The organism is Bradyrhizobium sp. SZCCT0148 (genome assembly GCF_018129985.1).
Classification (GTDB): Bacteria; Pseudomonadota; Alphaproteobacteria; order Rhizobiales; family Xanthobacteraceae; genus Bradyrhizobium; species Bradyrhizobium japonicum_H.
Genome location: NZ_JAFCKT010000007.1, coordinates 218272 through 243761, shown reverse-complemented (window position 1 = coordinate 243761; position 25490 = coordinate 218272). Strand labels below are relative to the sequence as shown.

Annotated in this window: 30 protein-coding genes; 14 read left to right on the top strand and 16 right to left on the bottom strand. The window is 64.5% G+C overall.

From position 1 onward, the window contains the following. Window position 1 precedes the first annotated feature (1 nt). Both JQ580_RS22225 and JQ580_RS22220 read left to right on the top strand, forming a co-directional pair. Entirely contained in the window at window positions 2–823 is an 822-nt protein-coding gene (locus JQ580_RS22225; RefSeq protein WP_212282335.1) for a helix-turn-helix domain-containing protein, read from the top strand. A gap of 69 nt (window positions 824–892) precedes the next feature. Next, complete coding sequence (locus JQ580_RS22220) at window positions 893–1558, top strand: DsbA family oxidoreductase (protein ID WP_212282334.1); 666 nt, start codon at window positions 893–895, stop codon at window positions 1556–1558. A 7-nt stretch (window positions 1559–1565) separates the two neighbouring features. Here the strand turns inward: JQ580_RS22220 and JQ580_RS22215 are convergent, their stop codons facing one another. After that, window positions 1566–2729 carry a GNAT family N-acetyltransferase gene (locus JQ580_RS22215; RefSeq protein WP_212282333.1) on the bottom strand — a complete coding sequence of 388 codons (1164 nt, stop codon included), beginning with the start codon at window positions 2727–2729 and terminating at the stop codon, window positions 1566–1568. Window positions 2730–2834: 105 nt separating this feature from the next. Next, window positions 2835–3752 (bottom strand): transglutaminase family protein, encoded by a 918-nt coding sequence (locus JQ580_RS22210; RefSeq protein WP_212282332.1) that lies wholly within the window; start codon window positions 3750–3752, stop codon window positions 2835–2837. A 200-nt stretch (window positions 3753–3952) separates the two neighbouring features. Between JQ580_RS22210 and JQ580_RS22205 the strand changes: the two genes are divergently transcribed. Further along, window positions 3953–4837: a transglutaminase-like domain-containing protein gene (locus tag JQ580_RS22205; RefSeq protein WP_212282331.1), complete on the top strand. Its 885-nt coding sequence runs from the start codon at window positions 3953–3955 to the stop codon at window positions 4835–4837. 25 nt (window positions 4838–4862) lie between these two features. Here the strand turns inward: JQ580_RS22205 and ccoG are convergent, their stop codons facing one another. From ccoG to JQ580_RS22185, 4 genes are read right to left on the bottom strand one after another with little or no spacing between them, the layout of a single operon-like run. Continuing rightward, window positions 4863–6299 carry a cytochrome c oxidase accessory protein CcoG gene (gene ccoG / locus JQ580_RS22200; RefSeq protein WP_212282330.1) on the bottom strand — a complete coding sequence of 479 codons (1437 nt, stop codon included), beginning with the start codon at window positions 6297–6299 and terminating at the stop codon, window positions 4863–4865. A gap of 40 nt (window positions 6300–6339) precedes the next feature. After that, entirely contained in the window at window positions 6340–6543 is a 204-nt protein-coding gene (locus JQ580_RS22195) for a YgaP family membrane protein (protein ID WP_028181089.1), read from the bottom strand. Between the two features lie 25 nt (window positions 6544–6568). Continuing rightward, complete coding sequence (trxC, locus tag JQ580_RS22190; RefSeq protein WP_212282329.1) at window positions 6569–7012, bottom strand: thioredoxin TrxC; 444 nt, start codon at window positions 7010–7012, stop codon at window positions 6569–6571. Then, window positions 7009–8295, bottom strand: coding sequence for an NAD(P)/FAD-dependent oxidoreductase (locus tag JQ580_RS22185; protein WP_212282328.1), 1287 nt, complete (start codon window positions 8293–8295; stop codon window positions 7009–7011). Before JQ580_RS22185 ends, trxC begins: the two co-directional genes overlap by 4 nt. A gap of 116 nt (window positions 8296–8411) precedes the next feature. Here JQ580_RS22185 and JQ580_RS22180 point away from each other — a divergent pair, with 116 nt between their 5' ends. From JQ580_RS22180 to JQ580_RS22165, 4 genes are all read left to right on the top strand, one after another. Next, window positions 8412–8711, top strand: a complete 300-nt coding sequence (locus JQ580_RS22180) for an ArsR/SmtB family transcription factor (protein WP_249134340.1) — start codon at window positions 8412–8414, stop codon at window positions 8709–8711. Window positions 8712–8834: 123 nt separating this feature from the next. Further along, the gene (locus JQ580_RS22175; protein ID WP_212282326.1) at window positions 8835–9836 is read left to right on the top strand and encodes an efflux RND transporter periplasmic adaptor subunit; all 1002 of its coding nucleotides are present in this window, start codon (window positions 8835–8837) and stop codon (window positions 9834–9836) included. Next, entirely contained in the window at window positions 9833–13060 is a 3228-nt protein-coding gene (locus JQ580_RS22170) for an efflux RND transporter permease subunit (RefSeq protein ID WP_212282325.1), read from the top strand. The genes JQ580_RS22175 and JQ580_RS22170 overlap by 4 nt, the downstream gene beginning before the upstream one ends. 7 nt (window positions 13061–13067) lie before the next feature. After that, a complete protein-coding gene (locus JQ580_RS22165) occupies window positions 13068–13424 on the top strand; it encodes a carboxymuconolactone decarboxylase family protein (RefSeq protein ID WP_212282324.1) in 357 nt (118 codons plus the stop codon). Window positions 13425–13501: 77 nt separating this feature from the next. On the opposite strand, the gene JQ580_RS22160 is transcribed toward JQ580_RS22165, so the two are convergent. Both JQ580_RS22160 and JQ580_RS22155 read right to left on the bottom strand, forming a co-directional pair. Next, entirely contained in the window at window positions 13502–13825 is a 324-nt protein-coding gene (locus JQ580_RS22160) for a hypothetical protein (RefSeq protein ID WP_212282323.1), read from the bottom strand. Between the two features lie 106 nt (window positions 13826–13931). Continuing rightward, a complete protein-coding gene (locus tag JQ580_RS22155; RefSeq protein ID WP_212282322.1) occupies window positions 13932–14336 on the bottom strand; it encodes a hypothetical protein in 405 nt (134 codons plus the stop codon). Between the two features lie 155 nt (window positions 14337–14491). On the opposite strand from JQ580_RS22155, the gene JQ580_RS22150 reads away from it, so the two are divergent. Further along, window positions 14492–14716 carry a hypothetical protein gene (locus JQ580_RS22150; protein WP_212282321.1) on the top strand — a complete coding sequence of 75 codons (225 nt, stop codon included), beginning with the start codon at window positions 14492–14494 and terminating at the stop codon, window positions 14714–14716. A gap of 187 nt (window positions 14717–14903) precedes the next feature. On the opposite strand, the gene JQ580_RS22145 is transcribed toward JQ580_RS22150, so the two are convergent. Then, window positions 14904–15227, bottom strand: a complete 324-nt coding sequence (locus JQ580_RS22145; protein WP_311982474.1) for a PilZ domain-containing protein — start codon at window positions 15225–15227, stop codon at window positions 14904–14906. A 100-nt stretch (window positions 15228–15327) separates the two neighbouring features. Between JQ580_RS22145 and JQ580_RS22140 the strand changes: the two genes are divergently transcribed. Beyond that, window positions 15328–15621, top strand: coding sequence for an HdeA family protein (locus JQ580_RS22140; protein WP_212282320.1), 294 nt, complete (start codon window positions 15328–15330; stop codon window positions 15619–15621). A gap of 118 nt (window positions 15622–15739) precedes the next feature. On the opposite strand, the gene JQ580_RS22135 is transcribed toward JQ580_RS22140, so the two are convergent. Next, window positions 15740–16204: a PaaI family thioesterase gene (locus JQ580_RS22135; protein WP_212282319.1), complete on the bottom strand. Its 465-nt coding sequence runs from the start codon at window positions 16202–16204 to the stop codon at window positions 15740–15742. A 361-nt stretch (window positions 16205–16565) separates the two neighbouring features. On the opposite strand from JQ580_RS22135, the gene JQ580_RS22130 reads away from it, so the two are divergent. Then, window positions 16566–16862, top strand: coding sequence for a hypothetical protein (locus JQ580_RS22130; RefSeq protein ID WP_212282318.1), 297 nt, complete (start codon window positions 16566–16568; stop codon window positions 16860–16862). A 105-nt stretch (window positions 16863–16967) separates the two neighbouring features. After that, entirely contained in the window at window positions 16968–17222 is a 255-nt protein-coding gene (locus JQ580_RS22125) for a hypothetical protein (RefSeq protein ID WP_212282317.1), read from the top strand. Between the two features lie 25 nt (window positions 17223–17247). Here JQ580_RS22125 and JQ580_RS22120 read toward each other — a convergent pair whose 3' ends face one another. Together JQ580_RS22120 and JQ580_RS22115 are read right to left on the bottom strand one after the other, a co-directional pair. Continuing rightward, on the bottom strand, window positions 17248–17493 hold the full coding sequence (locus JQ580_RS22120; protein WP_212282388.1) for a DUF6894 family protein: 246 nt from the start codon (window positions 17491–17493) through the stop codon (window positions 17248–17250). Between the two features lie 146 nt (window positions 17494–17639). Next, a complete protein-coding gene (locus JQ580_RS22115; RefSeq protein ID WP_212282387.1) occupies window positions 17640–17837 on the bottom strand; it encodes a hypothetical protein in 198 nt (65 codons plus the stop codon). A 347-nt stretch (window positions 17838–18184) separates the two neighbouring features. On the opposite strand from JQ580_RS22115, the gene JQ580_RS22110 reads away from it, so the two are divergent. Further along, entirely contained in the window at window positions 18185–18442 is a 258-nt protein-coding gene (locus JQ580_RS22110; protein WP_212282386.1) for a DUF2798 domain-containing protein, read from the top strand. A gap of 654 nt (window positions 18443–19096) precedes the next feature. Here JQ580_RS22110 and JQ580_RS22105 read toward each other — a convergent pair. Further along, window positions 19097–19264, bottom strand: a complete 168-nt coding sequence (locus JQ580_RS22105) for a hypothetical protein (protein WP_212282316.1) — start codon at window positions 19262–19264, stop codon at window positions 19097–19099. Between the two features lie 155 nt (window positions 19265–19419). Then, a complete protein-coding gene (locus tag JQ580_RS22100) occupies window positions 19420–19620 on the bottom strand; it encodes a hypothetical protein (RefSeq protein ID WP_212282315.1) in 201 nt (66 codons plus the stop codon). A gap of 307 nt (window positions 19621–19927) precedes the next feature. On the opposite strand from JQ580_RS22100, the gene recA reads away from it, so the two are divergent. Further along, window positions 19928–21016 carry a recombinase RecA gene (recA, locus tag JQ580_RS22095; protein ID WP_212282314.1) on the top strand — a complete coding sequence of 363 codons (1089 nt, stop codon included), beginning with the start codon at window positions 19928–19930 and terminating at the stop codon, window positions 21014–21016. A 103-nt stretch (window positions 21017–21119) separates the two neighbouring features. Next, window positions 21120–22115: a hypothetical protein gene (locus JQ580_RS22090; protein WP_212282313.1), complete on the top strand. Its 996-nt coding sequence runs from the start codon at window positions 21120–21122 to the stop codon at window positions 22113–22115. A 117-nt stretch (window positions 22116–22232) separates the two neighbouring features. Here JQ580_RS22090 and gcvP read toward each other — a convergent pair whose 3' ends face one another. Further along, window positions 22233–25100 (bottom strand): aminomethyl-transferring glycine dehydrogenase, encoded by a 2868-nt coding sequence (gene gcvP, locus JQ580_RS22085; protein WP_212282312.1) that lies wholly within the window; start codon window positions 25098–25100, stop codon window positions 22233–22235. 17 nt (window positions 25101–25117) lie between these two features. Further along, the gene (gcvH, locus tag JQ580_RS22080; protein WP_212282311.1) at window positions 25118–25486 is read right to left on the bottom strand and encodes a glycine cleavage system protein GcvH; all 369 of its coding nucleotides are present in this window, start codon (window positions 25484–25486) and stop codon (window positions 25118–25120) included. Window positions 25487–25490 lie beyond the last annotated feature (4 nt).

Below are 25490 nucleotides of genomic sequence, written 5' to 3'. Positions count from 1 at the left end.
CATGAACGCACATGCATCCACGGCACAGGCCGACCGCAGCCAGCCGGTTCACATCGGCGACCATTTGCGCGAATGGCGGCAGCGCCGCCGCATGAGCCAGCTCGATCTCGCGGGCGAGGCCGAAATCTCCGCGCGTCATCTCAGCTTCGTCGAGACCGGCCGCGCCGCGCCGTCGCGCGACATGGTGCTGCGGCTCGCCGAGCGTCTCGACGTACCCTTGCGCGAACGCAACGTGCTGCTGGTCGCGGCCGGCTACGCGCCGGCGTTTCCGCAGCGCCAGCTGGAGGATCCGGCGTTGAAATCTGCCCGCCAGGCGATCGATCTCGTGCTTAGGGCACATGAGCCCAATCCCGCGCTCGCGGTGGACCGGCACTGGAACCTGGTTTCCGCCAACCGCATGGTGGCGCCGCTGCTGGCGGGCATTCCGCAGCATCTGCTCGGCCAGCCCCTCAACGTGCTCAAGCTCGCCTTTCATCCGGAGGCGCTGGCGCCGCGCACGGTCAATCTTGCGGAGTGGTGCGGGCATCTTCTGGAGCGCCTGCACCGCCAATGCGAGGTGACGGCCGATCCCGAATTGATCAAGCTCTACACCGATCTCAAGACCTATCCGATTCCGGCGCGCGCGGGGCCGCTGTCGAGCGACAACGTCGCGATCCCGTTCAAGCTACGCCACGGCGGTGAAATCCTGAGCTTCTTCTCCACCACCATGGTGTTCGGCACGCCCGTCGACATCACCTTGTCGGAGCTCGCGCTGGAAACCTTCTTCCCGGCCGACGAGCGCACCGCGGAGCGGCTCAGGCAGATGGCAGCAGCCATGACGTAGCGCCCTTGCCTCGGAGCGGGTTCGGCTTATCTTCCGACGAACCCTTATCGCCCGAAGGAGGCGCCTGACATGAGCACGCTGAAACCGCTCCAGATCGACGTCGTCTCCGACGTGGTGTGCCCCTGGTGCTATATCGGCAAACACCGGATCGAGAGCGCGCTGGCGCTCGTGCCGGATGTCCCGGTCAAGCTCAATTTCCGCCCGTTCTTTCTCAATCCCTGGGTGCCGCGCGAGGGCATCAGCCGCGAGGCCTATCTCACGCAGAAATTCGGCTCGGTCGAGGCCTACAAGGGCATCGCGGGGCGTGTCGTGGCGGCCGCGAGCGAGGAGGGCCTTCTCTACAAGCCCGAGCTGGTGGCGCGCCAGCCCAACACCACCGACTGCCATCGCCTGATCCTGTGGGCGGAAGCGATCGGCAAGGCGCCCGAGATGAAGCAGCGCCTGATGGAGCTGTATTTCCGCGACGGCGGCGATCTCACCGATGTGAACGTGCTGGTGCAGGCGGCGGCCGATGTCGGCCTCGACGCCGAGGACGTGCGCAAGCGCCTTGCCAGCGACGAGGACGTCGCGCGCGTCTCGGCGGATGCGCAGGAGGCCGCCGAGAAAGGCATCTCCGGCGTGCCGACCTATGTGTTCGCGCAGAAATACGCCGTCTCCGGCGCGCAGGATCCGAACCTGCTGGCGCGCGCCATCCGCCAGGTCTCGGCGGAGATCAACGCGCAAGCGGCGGAGTAGTCTTCGGCTATCTGCGAAGCCGGTGGACCACACGTCGCGCAGCCTCGTGCGCGGCGTTGCGGCCGAGCAGCGCGCCGTGAATGAGCGCGACGACCGGATCGTGTCGCCGCAGCGGGATCAGCACGTCGCCGACCGCGAAGCGCCCGCGCCAGATCGGGTTGATCATGGGATGGTCGGCGCTCGCGGTGGAGTCCGCGCTGGCGATGGCGGGATCGGCGCAGAGATGGCGCGTCAAGTCGAGTGTGAGCTGCACGCCCGGGGAATATTTCGCAAAGCGCTCGTCGATGCCGAGCTTGAAGAAGAACGCGCGGTTCTGGTGGCGCAGCACGATGCCGGCGGCCACCGGTGTCGTCCCGGTGCGAAGCGTGATGATTTCGCACTGCGCGGTCTCGGCCAGCGCCGGCACGGCGCGGCGAATGAAGGTCGCATCGCCCGCATGCTGGACCAGCGCGGTGCCGCGCTTGCCCTTCCAGCCGCTGGCTTCGAGCTTCAGGAATGTCTCGAGTGCGGGCCCGATCTCGTCAGGCCGACGTGCGACGTCGAACGCAACGGCTCCGTGCTCGTCGAGCCGATGGCGCTGTCGGCGCAGCTCCTTGAGCTTCTTGGTGCCGAGCGCCTCGCGCAGCAGCGTTTCGTCATCCTGCGTCGCATCGAGGCTGGCGCGGACGTAGGAGGACAGCACGCGCGGCTTCAGGCCGTCGCGGTCCAGGACCTGCTTCAAAGCAGTCATCGCGGCTCCGTCGAGCGCGACGTCGTTGAGCACCAGCGCATGCGCGCCGGTCTCGCGGGCCTGCTGCAGCAGTTGCGTGGCCGCCTCGATCGGGGCATCGCGATCGATCAGCGGGCTGCAGAGCGTGCCGTAGGGATGCGCGCTCACCAGCGCGGGCAGGGGAATCTTGAAGGAGCGCCACAGCGGAATCACCGGCATCAGCCCGATCAATCGCGTCGACAAGCCGTCGAATGCGGGCAATGCCGAGGCATCGGTGCGACCGCGCGCGGTGGCGCTGACGGCGAGCTCCCAGCCGGGCAGATAATATCCGTTCGGCTCGATCGCCCGCTGCGCGAGGGCGCGCCACTGGCCGGGGTCGATCGCCGTGAGCGGCACGCGCGCCGTCGTGGCATCCGCTGCCGGTGCCGGATGGATCGCTGCCTGCTGAGCGATATCGACCACGTCCCTCGTCCCCGTTCACGCGGGCCGAGCCCGAGTTCTGTGGGGCATGCTAGCGCATAGGATGGAAAATGCCGTTCGGGCGCCGCGTCAATTTGCGCGAAATTGTTAACGTTGCGTTGACGATGTCGCGGCGGGCTGGTCGGCCGGGGAAGCCCGCTCGGTCTTCACGTTCACCGAGACTTCCATGCCGAGATCGTCCTCGGGTTCCCCCCAATAGGAGCCCCAGAGCGGGATGGCCTGCTGCGGCGTCCGGGCGACGCCGACCCGGATCAGGTCGCGATTGCCGACGATGCCGTTGGTCGGATCGAACTCCACCCAGCCCGAGCCGGGCACGTAAATCGAGCACCAGGCGTGGGTCGAGCCGCCGCCGAGCCGCACCGGCCCGTCCCGATCGGCAACGTAGACATAGCCGGTGATGAATCTGGCGGCGAAGCCGAGCGCGCGTGCCGCCTCCATCATCAGCAGCGCGAAATCGCGGCATGTCCCCTGCTGCAGTCCGAGCGTTTCCGCGGGCGTCTGCGTTCCCCGCAGCACCCTGCGCTGGTAGGAGAACCCTTCGGCAATGGCCTCGTTGAGCGTCATCAGCAATTGGCCCGTGGGCCGCCGGCCGTCCGCCGCCACGAATTTGGCCAGCCACTCCTCCACCGCGACGTCCTCGGGATGATGGCGACGCATATAGGGTTCGAGATCTGGCAGCTCGCTGTCGGCATAGGCGAAGGGATGCTCGCGGGCGTAGTCCTCGATGCGGAAGTCCGGCGTATTCTCCGGCGTATGGTCGAGCTCGATGGTGGTGTCGAACTGGAGCTGGTCGCTGACGGTGTCGAAGTCGACCAACGTGAGGCAATTGCCCGAGACGTCGTGAATCCAGCGGATCTCGGCAGGCTCGGGCCGGATCACGAGCCGGCAGTCCAAAAGGCGCTGGTCATAGCTGTCGCGTGGCCGGAAGAGCAGCTGGTGCTGCCCGAGCTTCACCGCCCGACGGTAGCGGTAGATCGTTTGGTGGTGGACGGCGTAGGTTGTCATGTGCTCGCTTCTGGCCCGCGGCCATATGACCCTGCTTTCGTCCCCGGTCCAAGCAGGGATTCGAGGATACGGCATGGGAAAGAGGGAAATTGGGGCGCGATTGCCCTTCATTTCAGCAGCGCTGCAGCCGAAGACGCGGAACGAATGCGCCGGGGCAGGGTTGGCGTGCCGAGGTCAACGACGACTCCGAGGAGACGATCTTGAAGATTCGCGCCGGCTACGACATTGCGTTCAACTGCCTTCAAGACGTCCCGATGATCCTGATGCTGAGCGTGCATCCGTCCCGGCACGGCGATCTCCTGTCCCCGCACGCCATCCAGACCACGCCCGGTGTTGGCACCCGGGACTATCTCGATGCCTTCGGCAACGTCTGCACCCGGCTGGTCGCGCCAAGCGGCCTGATCGAGATCCGCAACGACTTCGTGATCGAAGATTCCGGCGTTCCCGAGCCGGCGGCGCCGTTGGCTGCTCAGGTCCAACTCCAGGACCTGCCCGACGACGCGCTCGTGTATCTGCTCGGCAGCCGCTATTGCGATACCCAGAAGCTGGCGGATCTGGCCTGGTCGACCTTCGGCGCGATCGAAGGCGGCGGACAGCGCGTGCAGGCGATTTGCGACTACGTCCACAACCGCATTCAGTTCGGCTACCAATTCGCTCGCGGGGATCGCACGGCCTCCGAAGGTCATGCCGAGCGCATCGGCGTATGCCGGGACTTTGCCCATCTGGCCGTGACGCTGTGCCGCTGCATGAACATTCCAGCGCGTTATTGCACCGGCTATCTCGGCGACATCGGGGTGCCTCCCGACCCGGCGCCGATGGACTTCAGTGCCTGGTTCGAGGCTTATATCGGTGGCCGCTGGTACACGTTCGATGCGCGGCACAACCATCCGCGCATCGGCAGGATCGTCATTGCCCGCGGCCGTGACGCCGCCGACGTCGCGATCTCGACGGCGTTCGGCCGGGCGGATTTGGTCCGGTTCAACGTCGTGACGGAAGAGGTCGTTGACGACAGCTCCGTCCAGCTCGCGCCTGATATCGTCATGGCCCCGCACGCGCAGTCGATGCTGCAACGTCTCACGGCTTGAGAAGGCTGCTCCGCAGCATCGAGGTTCACTCCTTCGGCACGAAATGATCGCGCGCATCGGCGCGCTCTCCGCTGCCGACGTCGGTAATCTCCACGCCGATATCCACTGCCGTCTTGGGCAAACGGTCGGGAGCAACCTGCACAGACATCCGGACCTCGCGGGTTTGATCCTGTCCGACCTGCACGAGCGGGTTACCGTCGGGCCCCGGCTCGACACCGGCGACGCGGACGATGGCGCCCGGCAGGCCTGAGACCTTGAGCGCGAAAGAGCGCTGCGCGCCCTTGTTGAGGATGCGGACGGTGTAATCGTTGCGGACTCCGCCATCCGAGAGCTGGACGAACAGCGGATTGCGTTCGTGAAGCACGTTGACGTCCATGGTCGCGCGCGTGGCCAGCGTGTACAGCATGACGCTGCCGACGATGGCAATGGCTGCGGTATAGACCAGCGTGCGGGCGCGGATGATGCGATAGATCGGCGGCTTGCCCTCGCGCCGGCGTTGAATATTGATGTCGGTGTCATAGCCGATCAGGCCTTTGGGCCGGCCGATCTCGCTCATCACGTTGTCGCAGGCGTCGATGCACAGGCCGCACTGGATGCAGCCGAGCTGGATGCCGTGGCGGATGTCCACGCCGGTCGGGCAGACATTGATGCACTGGTGGCAGTCGACGCAGTCGCCGGCGGGACCGCCATGGGCGCGGGCCGCTTCCGCCTTCTTCACCGACATGCGCGGCTCGCCCCGGTCGCGGCGATAGGTCACGTTGAGCGCCCACTCGTCGGTCAGCGCCGCCTGGATGCGCGGCCACGGGCACATGTAGATGCACATCTGCTCACGCGCGTGGCCGGCGAAGACATAGGTCGTCGCGGTCAGGATACCGATCCAGAGATAGGCCGTGAACGGGGCCTGGAAGGTGGCGAGCTCCTTCACCAGCGTCGGTGCGTCGTCGAAATACAGCACCCAGGCGCCGCCGGTCCACCAGGCGATCATGACCCAGAGGAAGTGCTTGAGCGCGACCTTTCGGATGTGGTCGAACGTCCAGTAGTTCTTGTCGCCCTGCATGCGCTGCCGGCGATCGCCCTCGACCCAGCGCTCCACGGCGTAGAACAGATCGGTCCACACCGTCTGCGGGCATAGATAGCCGCACCACAGCCGACCTGCGACCGCGTTCATCAGGAACAGCATCATGGCAGCGAGGATGAGCAGACCGGTGAAATAATACACCTCCTGCGGCCACAGCTCGATGAAGAAGAAATAGAACCGGCGATGCGGCAGGTCGATCAGCACGGCCTGGTCGGGCAAACCGGGTCCGCGCTTCCAGCGCACGAACGGCAGGAGATAATAGATCCCGAGCGTGACGCACAGGATCGCCCATTTGATGCGGCGGAACGGGCCGCGGACCGATTGCGGATAGACCTTCCTGCGCTTCTCGTAGAGAGGCCCTTCGATGAAGGTGTCGTCGGTCATGGCAAATTCCCCCGCATCACTGACTGCATCTGCGTTGCGTTCAGGAGAACGCGCAGCCGCTGCTCAGGCCCAGCTTCCTGAACACGATCGCCGCCGGGCAGAAGCCCGTGAACGAGGCCTGCAACATGTTCAGCCCGGCAAACGCCGTCAGCAGATACCAATACGCATTCACATAGGTGCCCAGTGCGAGACCGAGCAGGACGACGAATCCCGCAAACGCGAGAACGGCTTTGTCGACATTCATGGCAGGCTCCTTTTGGTTGGCGACGTTACGAACGGGTCAGATTGGTTTCGGTCCAGGCGACGATGCTGCGCGTATCCATCGCGCCGGAATGGCGGGCGATCTCGCGGCCGCCGTGCATCAGCAGCAGGGTCGGAATGCCGCTGATGTTGAGCCGCGACGACAATGCGGGCGCGCTGTCCGAATTCAGCTTCAACAGCCGCACGCCGGGTTCGAGCGTTTGCGCCGCGCGCTCGAACATCGGGGCCATCGCGCGGCAGGGTCCGCACCATGGCGCCCAGACGTCGACCAGCACGGGAATGTCGCTGCTGGCGACATGGCGGTCGAAGGCTGCTTCGTTCACCTCGATCGGCTTGCCTGCGAACATCGGCTGGTGACAGGCGCCGCAGCGCGCACCTTGCGGTGCGCGTTCGGCCGGCAGGCGATTGATGCGCCCGCAATGTCCGCAGACGACCTGGCGTGTCGTGCTCATGTTCCGGTTCGAACCTCCTTGATCTTGGCGATGTTCAGCCTGTCGAGGAGGAAGCGCTCGTAGAACGGTTCGCTTTCGCCGCGCCGCATCTTGCGCAGGAAGTATTTCTCGAAGGCGACCTTGGCGAGGTGCACCCATTCGCCCTTGGAGGACCAATTGACGTTGCGCGGCGGGATCTGCGGCTGCGCGAGGAAGGCGACGCCGGAATCGCCGAAGTCGGCGAGGCAGATCGCGTTCCAGGTCGGCTGCGCCGTCGGCGGCTTGCCGCGGAGCAGGGCGCCGATGTTCATCGCAGTCGCCGTCACCATGGATTCGATCATGAAGCCGGTCTTGGGGACGCCGACCGGCACCGGTGTCGCGCCGACCGGCGCGATCGCGACACAGACGCCGACCGCAAATATGTTGGGAAAGGTGGGATTCTGCTGATGCTTGTCGACGATGACGAAGCCGCGCGGATTGGTCAGCTTCTCGATGCCGCGCACTGCCTCGACGCCGCGAAAGGCAGGCAACATCATTGAATAGACGAATGGCAGCTCGTGGGCCTTGCGGGACGTGCCGTTGTCGGAAAGCTCCTCCACCGTCATCAAGCCGGGGGCGACATTGTCGACGCGAGCATTGGTGATCCACTTGATGTGCTTCTCGCGCATCTCGCTTTCCAGAAGACCCTTGGTATCCCCGACGCCGTCAAGGCCGAGATGGCCGATATACGGCTCCGACGTGACGAACGTCATAGGAGCCCGGTCGCGCAGCTTGCGCCGGCGCAGCTCCGTTTCCAGGATGAAGAGAAATTCGTAGGCCGGACCGAAGCAGGAGGCGCCCTGAACGGCGCCGATCACGACCGGGCCGGGATTGGCCGCGAGCTTCTCGAAGGCTTCGCGGGCATGCGCGGCGTGATCGACGTGGCAGATCGACTGGGTGTGGCCCTGCGGACCGAGGCCGGGGATCTCGTCGAAGGCGAGTTCGGGACCGGTCGCGACGACCAGATAATCGTAGTCGATCGACGTGCCGTCGCCGAGATCAATACGGTTCTCCTCGGGGTGGACGCGCTTTGCGCCCTGCGTCAGCAGCCGCACCCCCTTGCGCTTCATGACGTCAGCGAGATCGATTTCGATCTCCTCGCGCTTGCGCCAGCCAACGGCCACCCACGGGTTCGAGGGCACGAAATGATAGACCGCGCCTTGCGAGATGACACTGAGGCGATCCTCCTTTCTCAACTGGGGCAGCAATTCATAGGCCATCAGCGTTCCGCTCAGACCGGCTCCGACTACGACAATCTCCGCCATGGGTAACCTCCGTTGGATCAGGCCGCTTCACCGGTTCAGCTCCGGCTGTCATGCAGCGCTTGACTACATATTCGTATTTGCGTATATACGCAAGTATGAAAATAGATAGCGAGATCATGGAGCGGGCGGCGGATCAGGCGAGCGACCTGCTCAAGGCGCTCTCGAATCGTCATCGTCTTCTCATCATCTGCCAGCTGATCGACGGCGAGCGGTCGGTCGGCGAACTGGCCGAGTTCCTGAACCTGCGGGACTCGACGGTCTCCCAGCATCTTGCGCTCCTTCGCAAGGATGGCCTGGTCGCCTCCAGGCGCGATGCGCAGACGATCTTCTATTCGATCGCCAGCGAGCCGGCGCGTGCGATCCTGAAGACGCTCTATCAGGTGTTTTGCGCGCCGAAGTCCGCAAGGACGAAGTGAAGCCTAGGAAACGGCGGGCGGCCGCGCCTTGCGCGAGATCAACACACGTCGGCCGATGTCGATGAAAATGAGAGGGCACCGCGGCGCGGTGTGATGAAACCGATGATGGCGTGGATGTGTCCTATGCAAAATCTGGCGCGCGTGGGGCTTCTGACTGCGTGTGCGGTAATCGGAGTTTCGACGGGATCCGTTGCCGCCGCGGGAACGCTGACCGTCGCGCAGCAGCCTGTCATCGATGAGAAGGCTGTCTTCGCGACCGTCGAGAGCATCAGCGTGGTTCCCGCGCGTAGCCGCATCGGTGGCACCGTCGTTCAGCTCAAGGTCCGGGAAGGCGATCGCGTCACCGCCGGTCAAGTCATCGCCGCCATCGGCGACGAGAAGCTCGTCCTGCAGATGAAATCGCTCGACGCGCAAATCGAGGCGCTGCAGGCTCAGGCCAAGCAGGCGCAGCTCGACTTTACCCGGACCGAAGGACTGGTCGAGCGGGGTATCCTGCCGCGGATCAAGCTCGACGAGCAGCGCACTGCGCTCAATGTCGCCGACAATGGCCTGCGCGCCAAGACTGCGGAGCGTGCCGTCATCAGCGAGCAGCTCAACCAGGGCCAGGTGCTCGCGCCGGCGGACGGCCGCGTGTTGAAGCGGCTGATCATATTGGGATCCGTCGTGCTTGCCGGCGACCCGATCGTGACCGTGGCCGAGCAGAACTTCAAGCTGCGGCTGCGTGTGCCGGAGCGCCATGCGCGTTTCCTCAAGGCCGGCGACAAGGTCCGCGTCGATGGCGCGGAGCTGGGGGGAGAAGCCTCGAAGCGCGGCGTGATCGACCTCGTTTATCCCCAGATCGAGGAGGGGCGCGTCATTGCGGACGCGACCGTCGAGGGGCTTGGCGAATATTTCGTCGGTGATCGCTTGCGTGTCTGGATCGCCGGCGGCACGCGGCCGGCGTTCGTGATTCCTGCGAGCTATGTGACGACGCGGTTCGGCATCGACTACGTCCAGCTCCGGAAAGGAAGCGACACGATCGACGTGCCAGTGCAGCGCGGCCGCGATATGCCGACGCCCTCGCTTCCCGACGGCCTCGAAATCCTCTCGGGTATCCAGGCCGGTGACCAGTTGGTGCAGCCGTGAATCTCGGTCTGTCAGGACGGTTGACCCGGTCGACCATCGCATCTCCGCTGACCCCGCTGTTCCTGATCGGCGCGCTCGTGGTGGGGCTGATCGCGGTCGTGGTGATCCCGCGCGAGGAGGAGCCGCAGATCAGCGTTCCCATGGTGGACATCCGCGTCAACGCCGATGGCCTGCGCGGGCCGGACGCGGTCGAGCTGGTGAGCAAGCCGCTGGAATCGATCGTCAAGGGCATCGATGGCGTCGAGCACGTCTATAGCCAGACCGAGGACGACCGCGTGATGGTCACCGCGCGATTCCTGGTCGGCACCAAGTTCGAGGACGCCATCCTCAGGGTGCATGAGAAAATTCGCGCCAGTCTCGACCGCATTCCGGTCGGCATTCCCGAGCCGCTCATCGTCGGCCGGGGCATCAACGACGTCGCGGTGACGGTCTTGACGCTGACGCCGAAGCCGGAGGCCGCGAGCCGCTGGACCGACAGGGACCTCTACGAGCTCGCTGACAAACTGCGCTCGGAGCTGATGAAGGTCGACGATATCGGCCTGACCTATATTTCGGGCGGAGCGGCGCAACAGATCCGGGTCGAGCCCGATCCGGAGAAGCTGTCGCTGTTCGGGATCACGCTGCAGCAACTCGTGGCAAAGGTGAAGGACGCCAACCGCTCGTTCCTCGCCGGGCAGGTCCGCGACGCCGGCATCGTGCGGAGCGTTGCGGCGGGGCAGACGCTGTCCGGCATTCCCGATATCGGGTTGCTGCTGATCACAAGCCGCGAAGGCCGGCCGGTTTACGTCAAGGATGTCGCATCCGTCGTCGTCGGCCCGAGTACCGTCGAGCATCGTGTCTGGACGGATTCGCGCAACTCCGCTGGCCAGTGGGCGCGGACGCCGGCCGTCAGCCTGGCGCTGGCGAAGCGGGCCGGTGCCAATGCGGTCATCGTGTCCGAGAATATTGCCAAGCGCCTCGAAGGCTTGAAGTCGCGCCTGATCCCCGAGGATATTCAGGTGACGGTGACGCGCGACTACGGCGAGACCGCCAACGAGAAGGCCAACGAGCTGCTGTTCCATCTCGGGCTCGCGACGGTCTCGATCGTCATCCTGATCGCGGTTGCGATCGGCTGGCGCGAGGCTCTGGTGACCTTCGTCGTGATTCCCACGACGATCCTGCTGACGATGTTCGCCGCCAACCTCATGGGCTACACCATCAACCGCGTCAGCCTGTTCGCGCTGATCTTCTCCATCGGCATCCTCGTCGACGACGCAATCGTGGTGGTCGAGAACATCGCGCGGCACTGGGGCATGCGCGACGGCAGGCCGCGCCTGCAGGCAACGATCGAGGCGGTGGCGGAAGTCGGTAACCCCACCATCGTGGCGACCTTGACCGTGGTCGCGGCGCTGCTGCCGATGCTGTTCGTGTCGGGCCTGATGGGCCCCTATATGGCACCGATCCCGGCCAACGCGTCGGCTGCCATGCTGTTCTCGTTCTTCGTCGCAATGGTGGTCGCGCCCTGGCTCATGCTCAAGCTCGCCCCAAAGGGCGAGGTGGCCTCCGCGCATGCGATGCATGATGAAGGCCGGCTCGGCCGGCTCTATCGGCGCTTCGCCACGCCGATCGTGCGGAGCAAGCGCTCGGCCTGGGTCTTCCTGCTCGGCGTCGGCATCGCGACGCTGCTGTCGATGACGCTGTTTGCGACCAAGTCGGTGACGGTCAAGCTGCTGCCGTTCGACAACAAGTCCGAGATCGCCGTTGTGGTCGACCTGCCGGAGGGGGCGAGCCTGGAGGCAACCGAGCGCACGCTGTTCGGCGCGTCCGAGATTGCGCGGCAATTGCCGGAGGTCACCTCGCTGCAATCCTATGCCGGCACGCCGGCGCCCTTCAATTTCAACGGGCTGGTGCGGCACTATTATCTGCGGGAGAGGCCCGAGTTCGGCGAGGTGCAGGTGAACCTGGCCGCGCGAGGCGAGCGCAAGCGCGCCAGCCATGAGATCGCGCTTGAGCTCCGCGAGAAGCTGAAGACGCTCGATTTTCCTGCAGGTACCAGCATCAAAGTGGTCGAGGTGCCGCCCGGGCCGCCGGTGCTGTCGACGCTGCTCGCCGAGGTCTACGGTCCCGATGCAGCCACACGCCGTGCGGTCACCGCCGAGCTCAAGAAGGTCTTCGCGGAAGTACCGTTCATCGTCGACATCGACGATTCCATCGGCGAGAAGCGGCCGCGGCTGCGGCTCTCGATCGACCAGGATCGGCTCGAATTCTTCGGCGTCGAGCAGCGCGACGTCTACGACACCATCCAGGCGCTGTTCGGCGGGACCTCGATCGGCTATTCGCATCGCGGCAAGGACCGCAACCCGATCGAGATCGCGGTGCATCTGGGAAAACGCGATCTGGTCTGGGACGAGGCGCTGGCCTCGACGCCGGTGCCGGCCAACACGTTGCCCGGCAGCAAGACGGTGGTCGAACTCGGTCAGGTCGTGAAGGCCACGATGGAGCAGGGCTCGCCGACGATCTTTCGTCGCGACGGCCGCTTCGCCGACATGGTGATGGCCGAGCTCGCCGGGCGCTTCGAGGCGCCGCTCTACGGCATGCTCGCGGTCGCCGATCGCGTTGATGCCCATGATTGGGGCAAGCTGCCGAAGCCCGCAATCAGCCTGCACGGCCAGCCAACGGACGAGTCGCATCCGACGCTGCTGTGGGACGGCGAGTGGGAAATCACCTGGGTCACCTTCCGCGATATGGGCGCAGCCTTCGGCGCGGCCATCCTTGGCATCTACGTTCTGGTGGTCGCCCAGTTCAGGAGCTTCCGTCTGCCGCTGGTCATCCTGACGCCGATTCCGCTGACGCTGATCGGCATCCTGATCGGGCACTGGCTGCTGGGGGCGCCGTTCACGGCGACGTCGATGATCGGCTTCATCGCGCTGGCCGGCATCATCGTGCGCAATTCGATCCTGCTGGTCGATTTCATCAGGCATAGCGGCGGAGACGGCAAGACGCTTCGCGAAGTGGTGCTGGAGGCCGGAGCGGTCCGTTTCAAGCCGATCCTGCTCACCGCGCTTGCGGCCATGATCGGGGCTGCGACCATCCTGCTCGATCCGATCTTTCAAGGATTGGCGATCTCGCTGCTGTTCGGGCTTGCGTCGTCGACGCTGCTCACCGTGCTGGTGATCCCCGCGATCTACATCGCCTTGCGCGCGCCGCGCGAGGCAGCTCCGACCACAGCCAAATCCAGCTCATGAGGATACGATGGACAAGGATTACGTCGATATCACCAGGAATATCTCGGCCAATTTGAAGAAGCTGCGGAGCGATATTCCCGACACGATGAAGGGCTTTGCGATGCTCGCGCAGGCCGCGACGCGGGACGGCGCGCTGGACAAAAAGACCAAGGAGTTGATTGCGCTCGCTCTCGGCGTTGCCGGACATTGCGACGGCTGCATCGGCTTCCACACCGAGGCACTCGTCAAGCTCGGTGCGACCCGCGAAGAGATCGAGGAGACGCTGGGGATGGCGGTGTATATGGGCGGCGGGCCGTCGCTGATGTACGCGGCCGACGCGATCGCGGCCTATGAGCAGTTCAAGCAGCAAGCCGCTCCCGGCTGAATGGCGCCTTCGTTTGCCTGACGCGAAAAGGACCGGACGACGATCGTCGTCCGGTCATCTGCCTTACCTTGCGGTCGTTACCAGCGGTCGCCGCCAACACCGATGCTGACGCCGGGGGCGCGAATGCCGACGCCGGCGCGGGGACCATCGTCCCAGTCGCGATAACTGCGACGCTCGTAATAGCGCTCACGCGGCATGGTATTGTAGGAATCGCGCACAATCACGCGCGCGCCGCCGCGGGTGCGATAGCAGCGGCCGGAGTCGTCGCAGACAAGCCGGACCTGCTGGACGAGATCCGGATTGGTGTACTCGCTGCTCGTGTAGATATCGGAAGCCTTCGCACCCGACGCGGCCGCCAAAGCGCCGACGCCTGCCAAAAGCGCAATCGTAAATGTCTTCATCCTGTCCTCCACCGTAAACTGCCCTATGGAACGACAAGAAGGGGAGGCGGTGATTGTTCCTGACTGATTTGCATGTTTTTCCCGGAGCCTGCGCTTTGCCGCGGCCCTAGATCGGCTCGTAGGTCTCCGACCCGCATATATCGTCCGCCTCCGCGCGCCGGCGATCGACGACTTTTCCGCCTGATATCGTCACGATGTAGGTCTGGGGGCCGAGGGAGGTGCCGGTCGCGGAGGTGAGCTCGGCGCGGACGCAGGCGGTCCAGCCCGGCCCGCGCACTTCCCGGTGGGGCATGGCGACGCGCACGGCGCGCGGATAGGACGTGGCGAGGAAGACGACATCGATCTGCTCGCGCACCACGCGCTTGACGTCGGGGGCAGCTTCGGGCGGCGGCTGCTCGGTTTCCTTCATGCGCATGAACTCCGGTACCGGTGCGCGGCTGTCGGCAAAGCCGCAGGCACCAAGTGCGAGCGCGACGGCGAGCAGCGTCGCATGAATAATGATCCGCAACATCCGTGAAGGTCCCCTGCGGGCAAAAAGATAGGCAGGAAAGCAATCCGGCGAAGTCCCCGGCAATCAAGTTTTGCTGAAGTGCTGGAGCTCGCGGCATTTCATATTCCGCAATTGCAAGCTAAGTTCGTACCCCAAACGGGGGGGGGATTGCACTGATGAGGATTTTGGTCATAGCGGCCGCTGTCATGGCGCTGGCGATTGCCTCGGCGCAGGCGCAGGGCCGACGGTCCCCCAATGAGGCCGTCAAACCGGCGGACAACAAGCCCAAGGTCGACGAGAAAGCCTACAAGGCCGCGCTCGAGCGCATTCCCGAACCCAAGGACAAGTACGATCCGTGGGGCGGGGCACGTCCGAGCGAACCCGCCAAGAAGCCGAAATAGAACGAGGCGAGCGCTGCGGACCGGTCCTCGAATTCCGCACCGGCGATGTTGCGGTGCGCGCCGGAGGTGATGCGGCGAATCAAATTCCAGGCAACGCCGCCGTTCGTCACTGGCGTCGCCGTCGTCGCATCTCGCAATCATAACCGTGTTGTGGATGCGATGCGAACGTTGGTTCACATCGCGCGCGCTATTGCACGAAGGCGAGGCCGATGCGCTTGTCACTGCGCCAAACTGTGCGACAATTCCGGACGAAATCGTCGCGCGTGATCGAGAGCGTGATCGATGGCGGCAATGTGACGGGGGTGTCGAGGTCGATCGCCGCGCCGCCCGCCGACATGTTTCGCACGGTGCAGGGAATGCCGCTGTTTTCAAAGGTGATCGTTCCACCCTTGAAAACACGGTGACGCTGCGCTGCTCGCTTCTCGATCATCCGCTTCGGTCCAAAATGATGATCGTGAAATAGTGCATAGAAATTACGTTGAACTAAACTCAATACTGGCGCTACTTGCACGGCGCTTCAGACTTCGTTTACGACGTCGACGCGGATATCTCTCCGCCGACTTTTCCCCCACGCTCTTGTTTTATGGCGCTGCGCGCCGATGGAGATACTGATGAAGACCACGCTTTCGCTTCTGCTCGCCGCCGCGGTCTCGCTGTCGTCGATGCCCGCCCACGCCGTCAAGTGGGACCTCTCGACCATGAGCTGCAAGCAGTTCCTCGAGAGCGGCGAAGACAACATCCAGGTCGTGCTGACCTGGATGGACGGCTGGTACAAGGGTGATGAGGACAACGCGATCATCGACACTGACGTGTTCATCGACAACGCCAAGAAGTTCGGTGCCTATTGCGGAAAGAATCCGACCGCCAGCATCGTCACCGCGGCCGACGAAGTGCTCGGCAAGTAATGGAGCGTGCGGATCGAAGCGCGGATACGATCGCGTTTCGGTCACTGGCTTAGATGCGATCGGGATGGAGAGCCGCCGTGCGCTTTGCGCTCGCGCGGCTTTTCTTTTGAAATTCAGTTCAGCCCGGCAACATCGCGAACGCGCTCGATACCATCGCGACCGGCTTGTTGTCGGCAGCCGAGAGCAGCGTGACGCGGCCAAAGCTCATGGTGCGCCCGAGTCGTACGACGCGGGCGTCCGCAAGCACGTCCGATGAGGACACTGCGCGCATGAAATGCGTGGTTTGGTCGACCGTGGTCATGGGGCGGTAGCCGCGATTGGCCGCCAGGATCGCGATCACCATCGCGGTGTCGGCGAGCGCCATCAGGGCCTGGCCGCAGACAATGCCGCCGTTCCGGCACAACCGCTCCGAAAATGGCATGCGCAGCAGTGCGCCCGGCTGCCAGTCCGGCGCATCCGCCGGCTGCGCGTGCTCGAGGTGCTCGACGGTGAGGTGGAGATCCTGGACCCAGGGGGCAAAAACCTCGCCCAGGATGCGTCTGGCGTCGGCGAGGCCGAATTCGGCGTCTGGCTGCATTTGCATTGCTGTCGCGTTCTCCTGTATTGCCGGATGCTTCGAGCATTGTGCGCGCAACGGAGCGGCAAAGTCACCCGGTCTGGCACTGGCCCTGTCGGCTTGAAAATGCCCGACTTGGCCCGATATGATGCCTGCTTGGGGTGGGTGGATGATGTTGCGTCGGTGTGTCCTCTTCTTTGGTATGGCAGCGCTCGGCCTCGCGCTGAGCGGGTGCACCAAGTGTGGTCCGATCTGGGACGATTGGCTGCATGCGCCGAAATCCTGCAGATCGGACCGGCTCTAGCGGGCCTCGACCGGCCTCTACGGCCGCGACAACGATGACGAGGCGCGGACCGTTCGTGCCTCTTGGATGATCAAGGAGTGGACGATGAAGCTTTTCCGTTTCGCCGCGGTGCTGGCCGTGCTGGCGGGACCTGCCTATGCGCAAATGCCCAATCTGAATTTGCTGCAGGATGCCCCGAGCAAGACCCCCGAGGAGAAGGCCGCGGAAGCCGAGCGCGACAGGGCCTACAAGGAAACGTTGAAGAAGATCCCGGATTCCAAGACGTCCAACGATCCCTGGGGCGGCATGCGTTCCGACCCGCCGAAGCAGCCGGCGGCGCCCAAGGCCTCGGCCGCCACCAGCGCGCCGAAAAAGACCAAAAGCGGCACGGCCGCCAACTAACCGAACGCCGTTCGGGAGCCGCAATGGCCCCTCTCGGATAGGACTCCTCTTCGTCAGGCCCACGCCCTACATTGTGCTGAGTGTAGGCGTAGAGGAGGGCAGGACATGGCCGACCGTCCGCGGGATCTCGCCGAGCGGATGGCGCGCCGGCGCAACAGCGCCGGCAAGCCGGGTCAGACTGTCCGCGACGGCTATCTGCGCGAGACTTTCACGCTGCCGCGCGCGGCGGCGCGGGAAAGGGCGCAGGCCTTCTTCGCCCGTTACCCCAAGGCCGGCTATATGAGTGCGGTGGAGACGTGGCGCGAGCTGCCCGGCGGCGACATCGAGTTCACCATGCGGCGACTGCCCAGCGCCGACTAGAGCAATATCCAAGAGGTCTGTTGGGTTAGTCGAGGGTTTCCGCGACGATGCGAATCCGGAACACGGGCTCCTTGTCCTCGTCCAGCAGCTCCATGCGCCATTCGGAATTTTCCTGGAGTTTGTGGGCAATGGCGGCGGTCATGTCGGCGCAGACATTGGTCATCTCTTTCCAGGCCGAATTGCGATCGGCAAACTCCGTCGCCTGGTCCGCGCAGCCCGAGTAGCTTCCATTCCGGATACGAAAAAATACAGCGGCATGGCTGGCACCGATGGCACGCGTGATGGCCTTGCCCCAGGCTGTGGACGCGCGCAGTGCAATCCCAAACCATCCTCAGATCAATTCCGGGCGGCTACGGATGATGTTGCGCAGCAGCGCGCAGCCGTGGCTCTGCCGTGCATATCGCATCGTGGATGCCGTCATCCGCTCGCTTCAGGCTGTCTGGCCGATCGCTTCAACTCCCGGTCGATGCGCAGCTGCACGCGCCGGATAGCAAGCAGATCTATTTTCGTCTCGGTCTTGCCGGACTTGACCTGGCCGCCAATGCGGAACTGCCACTGCCAGATTCCGGGAATCGCCGTCTTCGCGACGGTGAACTCGATACCCCTGTGATTCATGGCGACCTCCCCACGATTCACTTTCATGGCTGCAAACAACGTTGGGCATCCCAATATTCCGGACACAAGCGAATTTTGACGGTAAGCCCCGGATAATTCGGGGATATCTCGAAAGCGCGCGTGCACCGAAACAACCGAAGCTCAGTGCGAAACGCGTACTGCCTGAGGGCGCGGGGGTGCGGGCGCTCCGTGGTTCTCCGACCAAGAACAAAGTTCCTGGCCTGCACCCGGTTGCATGGGTCCGTCGATCGAACCGGCCGCAGGGCGCCGAGGATGACCGCTTCCCTGCAAGAGGCGGCATGTGCCTTGCTTGGCCCGATAACGGCAACCAGCAACATGGGCCCGTCATGCTCGGCATTCCCCGCCGCTACAGTCATTTCGTCTTCGGCGTCATCCAGTCCGGACTGACCTCGCTGGTCGCGTCGGGGATTGCGAGCCTGCCCGCAGGCAGCGCGGCCAGCTTCGTGGGGCACTGGATGGTGTCGTGGCTGATCGCATGGGCCGCGATGTTGCCGATCGTGCTGCTGGCGGCGCCCGCGATCCGCGCCTTCTCGCTGCTCGTGACGCAGGAGGAGAGGCAGCCGCGAACCGCCCGGAAGGCATGAAAAAGCCCCGCCTGGGCAAGCCAGACGGGGCCAAGAGTTATTGGAGGCTGAGGTGCTGGGCTGCAACACCATAGCCACATCACCCTAGCCGGCCCCGCTTACGGCAGCCTGACAGGCAGCAGATTCCGGCCGAACGCGAGGCCGCAGACTGGCCCCACAGCCGTCCCATTTCCGACATCCGTTCGCACGACTGCGGACACGCCCGTCGGCAAAATTTCACGTCGTTCGGCGCAGCCATGGGGGAAACGTGGCACGCCGACCAGGGGTGGCATCATGGATAACGTTGAGCGGTCATTCGCCGCCGCGACTGCGGCTGGCTTCGTCGTGCTGATCATCGGCCTCGCGCTGCTGGCGCTGCTCTAGGTGGCGCGAGGGCGTCGGCCGAGCGCCAGGATGATGGGGCGCGGAACATGCCGGATAACTCAAAACCGGAAAACAACCCCATGCACAGTAGACGGCATAAAAATTGCGGTGTCTTTTCAATGGCTTGCTCGCGAGCCAGATGCCATTTTAGAGCGTGATGCGCTCTGTAGGCCGTGCATATCGACCCGGCCCGACCTGCTGCTTGCGGTGACCGGGCGATCACCTTCCGCCAGTCGTCGGGAAGGCCACCAACCGGCACGCCCATGTCGGTTGGCCGGCTCCGCGCCGGGGCTAGTGGACCTTGATGTCGTTCAGCGGAAGGTGCAACTCGGCGGCGCGTTCTTCGCGGTCCTTCTTGCGGAACTCGTTCTCCTGGCGCTCGAACTTCATCATCTCCCGATGCGCCGTCTCCAGCAGGGGATTGCGCCTGAACGTCTCGCGGTGCGTGTTGTCCGTCATGATTGAAGTTCCCAGAGTTGCGGTCTCATCCTGAAGAAGGCCCGACAACGTGAAAAGGTCCGATGCCGCAGGATTACGGAATTCTGACGGCGGCCGGGCCACGCGTCTTTGATGCGCGTCAGCTTCGGTCGGCGAAAGGCGTTGCCGCAGCCCTGCTATTTCGGCGGTTGCAATCCGGGGGATTTGGCCCAGTCCTGCAGGTGATTGGCGACATCGGCCCGGCGGGCCTTCTTGAGCAGGGCATCCCGCTCGGGCTCGGGCGGAAGCTTCGACGCCTGTTGCTGGACCTGCTTCACCCACGCGGAAAGCCGGTCTTGAAGGGTCATCTGCTGCTTATAACGTCGCCGCTTGAACATGGCATGCTCCTTTCCGTGCGAGGAAGGCGGGAGCGCAATCGGCGGTCTCATCACCGATTGGAGCCATGCTTCGTACGGTGATGGTCCATTAGGGGCCACCGATTGGCTGACGTCTGTGCAGTTGTGCGCACAACGCGAGGGGAGGGCACGGCCTTGAGAGAAGGCGCCATTCCCGCGGACAAGCTCTCAATTCCGCAAAGAACATATTGCGAACGAAGAACAGATAGGGTACATTGCCTTTATCGACGAGCCGCCTCGCCAATCGTTTGTCCCTCTAGCGAATCCTCGCCATAAGGAGCACGACCCAATGTCCACCACTGCCCTGCGTATCGTCGAAGGATCTTCCATGGACAAGAGTAAAGCTCTGGCCGCCGCGCTCTCCCAGATCGAGCGTCAGTTCGGCAAGGGCTCGGTGATGAAGCTCGGCAAGAACGACCGCTCGATGGATGTCGAGGCGGTCTCCTCGGGCTCGCTCGGGCTCGACATCGCGCTCGGCATTGGCGGTCTGCCCAAGGGGCGCGTCGTGGAAATCTACGGGCCGGAATCCTCGGGCAAGACCACGCTGGCGCTGCACACGGTGGCGGAAGCGCAGAAGAAGGGCGGCATTTGCGCCTTCATCGACGCCGAGCACGCGCTCGATCCGGTCTATGCGCGCAAGCTGGGCGTGAACATCGACGAGCTCCTGATCTCACAGCCGGACACTGGCGAGCAGGCTTTGGAAATCTGCGACACGCTGGTGCGTTCGGGCGCGGTGGACGTTCTGGTGGTCGATTCGGTCGCGGCGCTGGTGCCGAAGGCCGAGCTCGAGGGCGAGATGGGCGATGCGCTGCCGGGCCTCCAAGCGCGGTTGATGAGTCAGGCGCTGCGCAAGCTCACGGCCTCGATCAACAAGTCCAACACCATGGTGATCTTCATCAACCAGATCCGCATGAAGATCGGTGTGATGTACGGCTCGCCGGAAACCACCACCGGCGGCAATGCGCTGAAGTTCTACGCCTCCGTCCGCCTCGACATCCGCCGCATCGGCGCGATCAAGGAGCGCGACGAAGTGGTCGGCAACACCACCCGCGTCAAGGTGGTGAAGAACAAGCTGGCGCCGCCCTTCAAGCAGGTCGAGTTCGACATCATGTACGGCGAGGGCGTCTCCAAGATGGGCGAGATCCTCGATCTCGGCGTCAAGGCCGGCATCGTCGAAAAGTCCGGCGCCTGGTTCTCCTATGACAGCCAGCGTCTCGGCCAGGGCCGCGAGAACTCGAAAGCGTTCCTGAAGGCCAACCCCGACATCACCGCCAAGATTGAGACCTCGATCCGCCAGAACTCCGGCCTGATCGCCGAGCAGATTCTCGCCGGCACCCCCGAGCGTGATGCCGACGGCGAGGAGCCGGCGGAGGAGTAAGTTCTAAATCGTAGAGTTTTTCGCGAGGAGCGGGCGCTGATGACGTTGAGTTGCCGACGTCGTCGGTGCCCGTTTCGTTTTGCATGAGGGTGGGGCAGCACCAGTGAAGCGTCTGATCCTGACGAGTTCGTCCGGCGTCGGTCTCACCTACGCCGATCGCGCCGACATGGTCGTCCCTCTGATCTTCCGATTCGTCTCGGGGCCGCTGCCTACGTCCCACCACCTCGAGCAATACCTGACGGGAGGCTATTACAAAGGCGATCCGGAGGTGCGGTGGTCCGATCTTGTTGCCCGGTCTCCCCAGGCCGGTCTCGCCCACAAGGAACTCCCGCTTAATTGGTTCTGCGAGGCCTACGGCTTCGATCTCATCGAGCTGTGGTTTGATCCCCGCCCGAACGATCAATTGCAGCTGGTCTGGATCTTGGATTATCTCCGCTCTCAATCTTACATGGCTGATCGCCTGACATTGCGCTTGGTCGATTTCGATTTTATCGAATCAGGCGGAGCGGGGCTTCGCGATCGTACCGTGCGGGCGTTCGACGTGACGGAGCTCGACTTCGAGACTGCCCGCATGGCCTGGGAGGCCTATCGGGCACCAACGCCGGAGCTCTGCTTCGGACTGTTGCGCCGGGAATTTCCCAGGCTGCCCTTTCTGAAGCCGGCGATGGAACAATTGTTGGCAGAACTGCCGTCACCGATCACCGGACTGGGCGCGACGGAAGCGCGCCTTCTCGACCTGATTGCGACGGGCCACAACCGTACCAAGCAGCTGTTTCAGCCAGGCGGGCTACTCGAAACGCGCGTGTTCGACCAGTGGGAGCTTGGCCCGTTGCTCGAAGGGCTTGCGTCCGGCCCGATGCCGGCGATCGCAGGTCTTGATCCGAAATTCGCGACACTTGCCTTGCACGATGCGCGAGGTCGCAACGCCGCTTATCGCCGCAGCCGGCTGTCGTTGACAGAGTTTGGTCAAGCCGCGCTTGCAGGCCGCGAAGATTTCCGCCGCCACAATCCGATCCGGCGCTGGTGGGGCGGCACGCTTCTGACCAACGAGCGGCTCTGGCGGTGGGATGCGGCGAGCCGCTCGCTGGTGGCGCCGTAGGATAGGTCGAGCGAAGGGGCCGTAGGGTCGGCAAAGGCGCGCAAGCGCCGTGCCCACCCTATTTTAACACGCACAAAGAAGGCGGGCACGCTCCGCTTTGCCCGCCCTACTAATCCGCTACTCCGCCGCTTCCGCGTAATCGCTCACCGGCGGGCAGGAGCACACCAGATTGCGATCGCCATAGACGTTGTCGACGCGCCCAACGGGGCTCCAGTATTTGTCGGTGCGCGAGCTGCCTGCGGGGAAGCAGCCTTCAGCGCGGGTATAGGCGCGCTTCCAGTCGTCCTCGGCGATGTCGTGCACCGTATGCGGGGCATGACGCAGCGGTGATGCTTCGATCTTGAAGCGGCCCGCCTCGACCTCGGCGATTTCTTTCCGGATCGCGATCATGGCGTCGCAGAAGCGATCAAGCTCGGCCTTCGATTCCGATTCGGTCGGCTCGATCATCAGCGTGCCGGGCACCGGGAAGCTCATGGTCGGCGCATGGAAGCCGTAGTCGATCAGGCGCTTGGCGATGTCGTCGACGGTGACTCCGCTCGTGGTCTTGAGCGGGCGGGGATCGACGATGCATTCATGCGCGACGCGGCCCTTCTCGTTCTTGTAGAGCACCGGGAAGTGCGGATCGAGGCGCGCTGCGATGTAGTTGGCGTTCAGGATCGCGATCTCGGTGGCGCGCTTCAGGCCGTCGCCGCCCATCATCAGGATGTAGATGTAGGAGATGGTCAGGATCGACGCCGAGCCGAACGGCGCGGCCGAGACCGGGCCGACCGGGGCATCGGCTTGTGTCACGGGATGACCGGGCAGGAAGGGCGCGAGATGCGCCTTGACGCCGATCGGGCCCATGCCCGGGCCGCCGCCGCCATGCGGGATGCAGAAGGTCTTGTGCAGATTGAGATGGCTGACATCGGCGCCGTAATCGCCGGGCCTGCTCAGGCCGACCTGCGCGTTGAGGTTGGCGCCGTCCAGATACACCTGGCCGCCATGGCCGTGCACGATGTCGCAGATCTCGCGGATGTGCTCCTCGAACACGCCGTGGGTCGAGGGATAGGTGATCATGACAGCGGCGAGATTGGCCGAGTGCTTCTCGGCCTTGGCGCGGAGATCGTTGACGTCGACGTCGCCGTTCTTCTCGCAGGCGACCACCACCACGTCCATGCCGACCATCGCGGCCGAAGCAGGGTTGGTGCCGTGGGCGGATGAGGGGATCAAGCAGATCTTGCGGTGCGTTTCGCCACGCGAGGCGTGATAGCCGCGGATCGCGAGCAAGCCGGCATATTCGCCCTGCGCGCCCGAATTCGGCTGCAGCGAGATCGCATCATAACCGGTGATGTCGCACAGCCATTTTTCCAGCCGCGCGAACAGCGCGTGATAGCCGGCCGCCTGCTCGCGCGGGACGAACGGATGCAGCGTCGCAAACTCCGGCCAGGTCAGCGGCATCATCTCGGTGGTTGCGTTCAGCTTCATGGTGCAGGAGCCGAGCGGAATCATCGCGCGGTCGAGCGCGAGGTCGCGGTCTGAGAGCTTGCGCATGTAGCGCAGCATCTCGGTCTCCGAGCGATGCGCATGGAACACGGGATGAATGAGGAAGGAGGTCGCGCGCTTCAGCGCCTCCGGCAGCGCCTCGCGCGTGGTCGCGTCGATCTCGGCGTAAGACAGCGTGCCTCCGAAGGCGCGCCAGACTGCTTCGACGGTTGCGGGTGTCGTGGTCTCGTCGAGCGCAATGCGCAAGCTGGTGTCGCCGACGCCGAGATTGATCTTCTCGGCCGCCGCGCGCGCGACGATCTCGGCTCGCTTAACGCCGGCGTCGACGCTGAGCGTATCGAAGAAAGTCTCAGACTGCAGCGCGAAGCCGAGCTTGCGCAGGCCGCTCGCCAGCACGGCGGTGCGGCGATGCACATTGCGGGCGATCTGCGTCAGGCCTTCGGGGCCGTGATAGACCGCGTACATCGAGGCGATCACGGCGAGCAGCACCTGCGCGGTGCAGATGTTCGACGTCGCCTTCTCGCGGCGGATGTGCTGCTCTCGGGTCTGCAGTGCGAGCCGGTAGGCAGGCGCACCGCGGGAGTCCACGGAAAGGCCGACGATGCGGCCGGGCAGCGAGCGCTTCAGCGCATCGCGCACCGCCATATAGGCCGCGTGCGGTCCGCCATAGCCCATCGGCACGCCGAAGCGCTGGGCCGAGCCGATCGCGATGTCCGCACCGAGCTCGCCGGGCGAGGCGAGCAGGGTCAGGGCCAGCAGGTCGGCGGCCACGATCGCGAGCGCGCCCTTGGCCTTCAGTGTTGCAATCGCGGGCCGGAGGTCGCGCACCGCGCCGGACGAGCCGGGATATTGCAGCAGCGCGCCGAGCACGTCGGCCTTGTCGAGATCGGTGAGGGGATCGCCGACGATCAGGGTCCAGCCGAGCGGCTCGGCGCGGGTGCGCATCACCGCCAGCGTCTGCGGATGCACGTCCTTGTCGACGAAGAAGGCCTGCGCCTTGACCTGCGAGTGGCGCTCCGCCAGCGCCATCGCTTCAGCCGCGGCGGTGGCCTCGTCGAGCAGCGAGGCGTTGGCGACGTCCAGCCCGGTGAGGTCGCAGATCATGGTCTGGAAGTTGAGCAGTGCCTCAAGCCGGCCCTGGCTGATCTCGGGCTGATAGGGCGTGTAGGCCGTGTACCAGGCGGGGTTCTCCAGGATGTTGCGCTGGATCACAGCGGGCAGGATCGTTCCGGAATAGCCTTGGCCGATCAGGGAGGTGAAGACTTGGTTCTGACGCGCAAGCTCGCCCATATGCGCGATTGCCTCGGTTTCGCTCAGGGGCTTGCCGAGATCGAGCGGGCTGGCCTGCCGGATCGAGGCCGGCAGCGTCTCGGCCATCAGCGCGTCAACGCTCTTGGCGCTGACGGTCTCCAGCATGGCGGTGACGTCGCGCGCCGACGGGCCGATATGGCGGCGAACGAAACTGGCGGCGGTGTCGCCGTTGGTCTTGCGGTGCGCGGTCATCGCTTGCTCCATTGTCCCTACGCCGTGTGTGCCTTGTAGGCGGCTTCGTCCATCAGGCCGCCGAGCTCGCTCCTGTCGGCCATCTTGATTTTGAAGAACCAGGCCTTGCCTTGCGCGTCGGAGTTCACCAGCGCCGGCTCGGCCACGAGCTCGGCATTGGCTTCGAGCACTTCGCCGGTCACGGGCGCGTAGACGTCGGAGGCAGCCTTGACCGATTCGACGACGGCGGCGGCTTCCGCTTTCTTAAGCGTGCGGCCGACCTTGGGCAGTTCGACGAACACGACGTCGCCAAGCTGCTGCTGGGCATAGTCGGTGATGCCGACGGTGGCGACGTCGCCGTCGATGGCGAGCCATTCATGGTCGGAGGTGTACAGCGTCGTGGTCATTGTC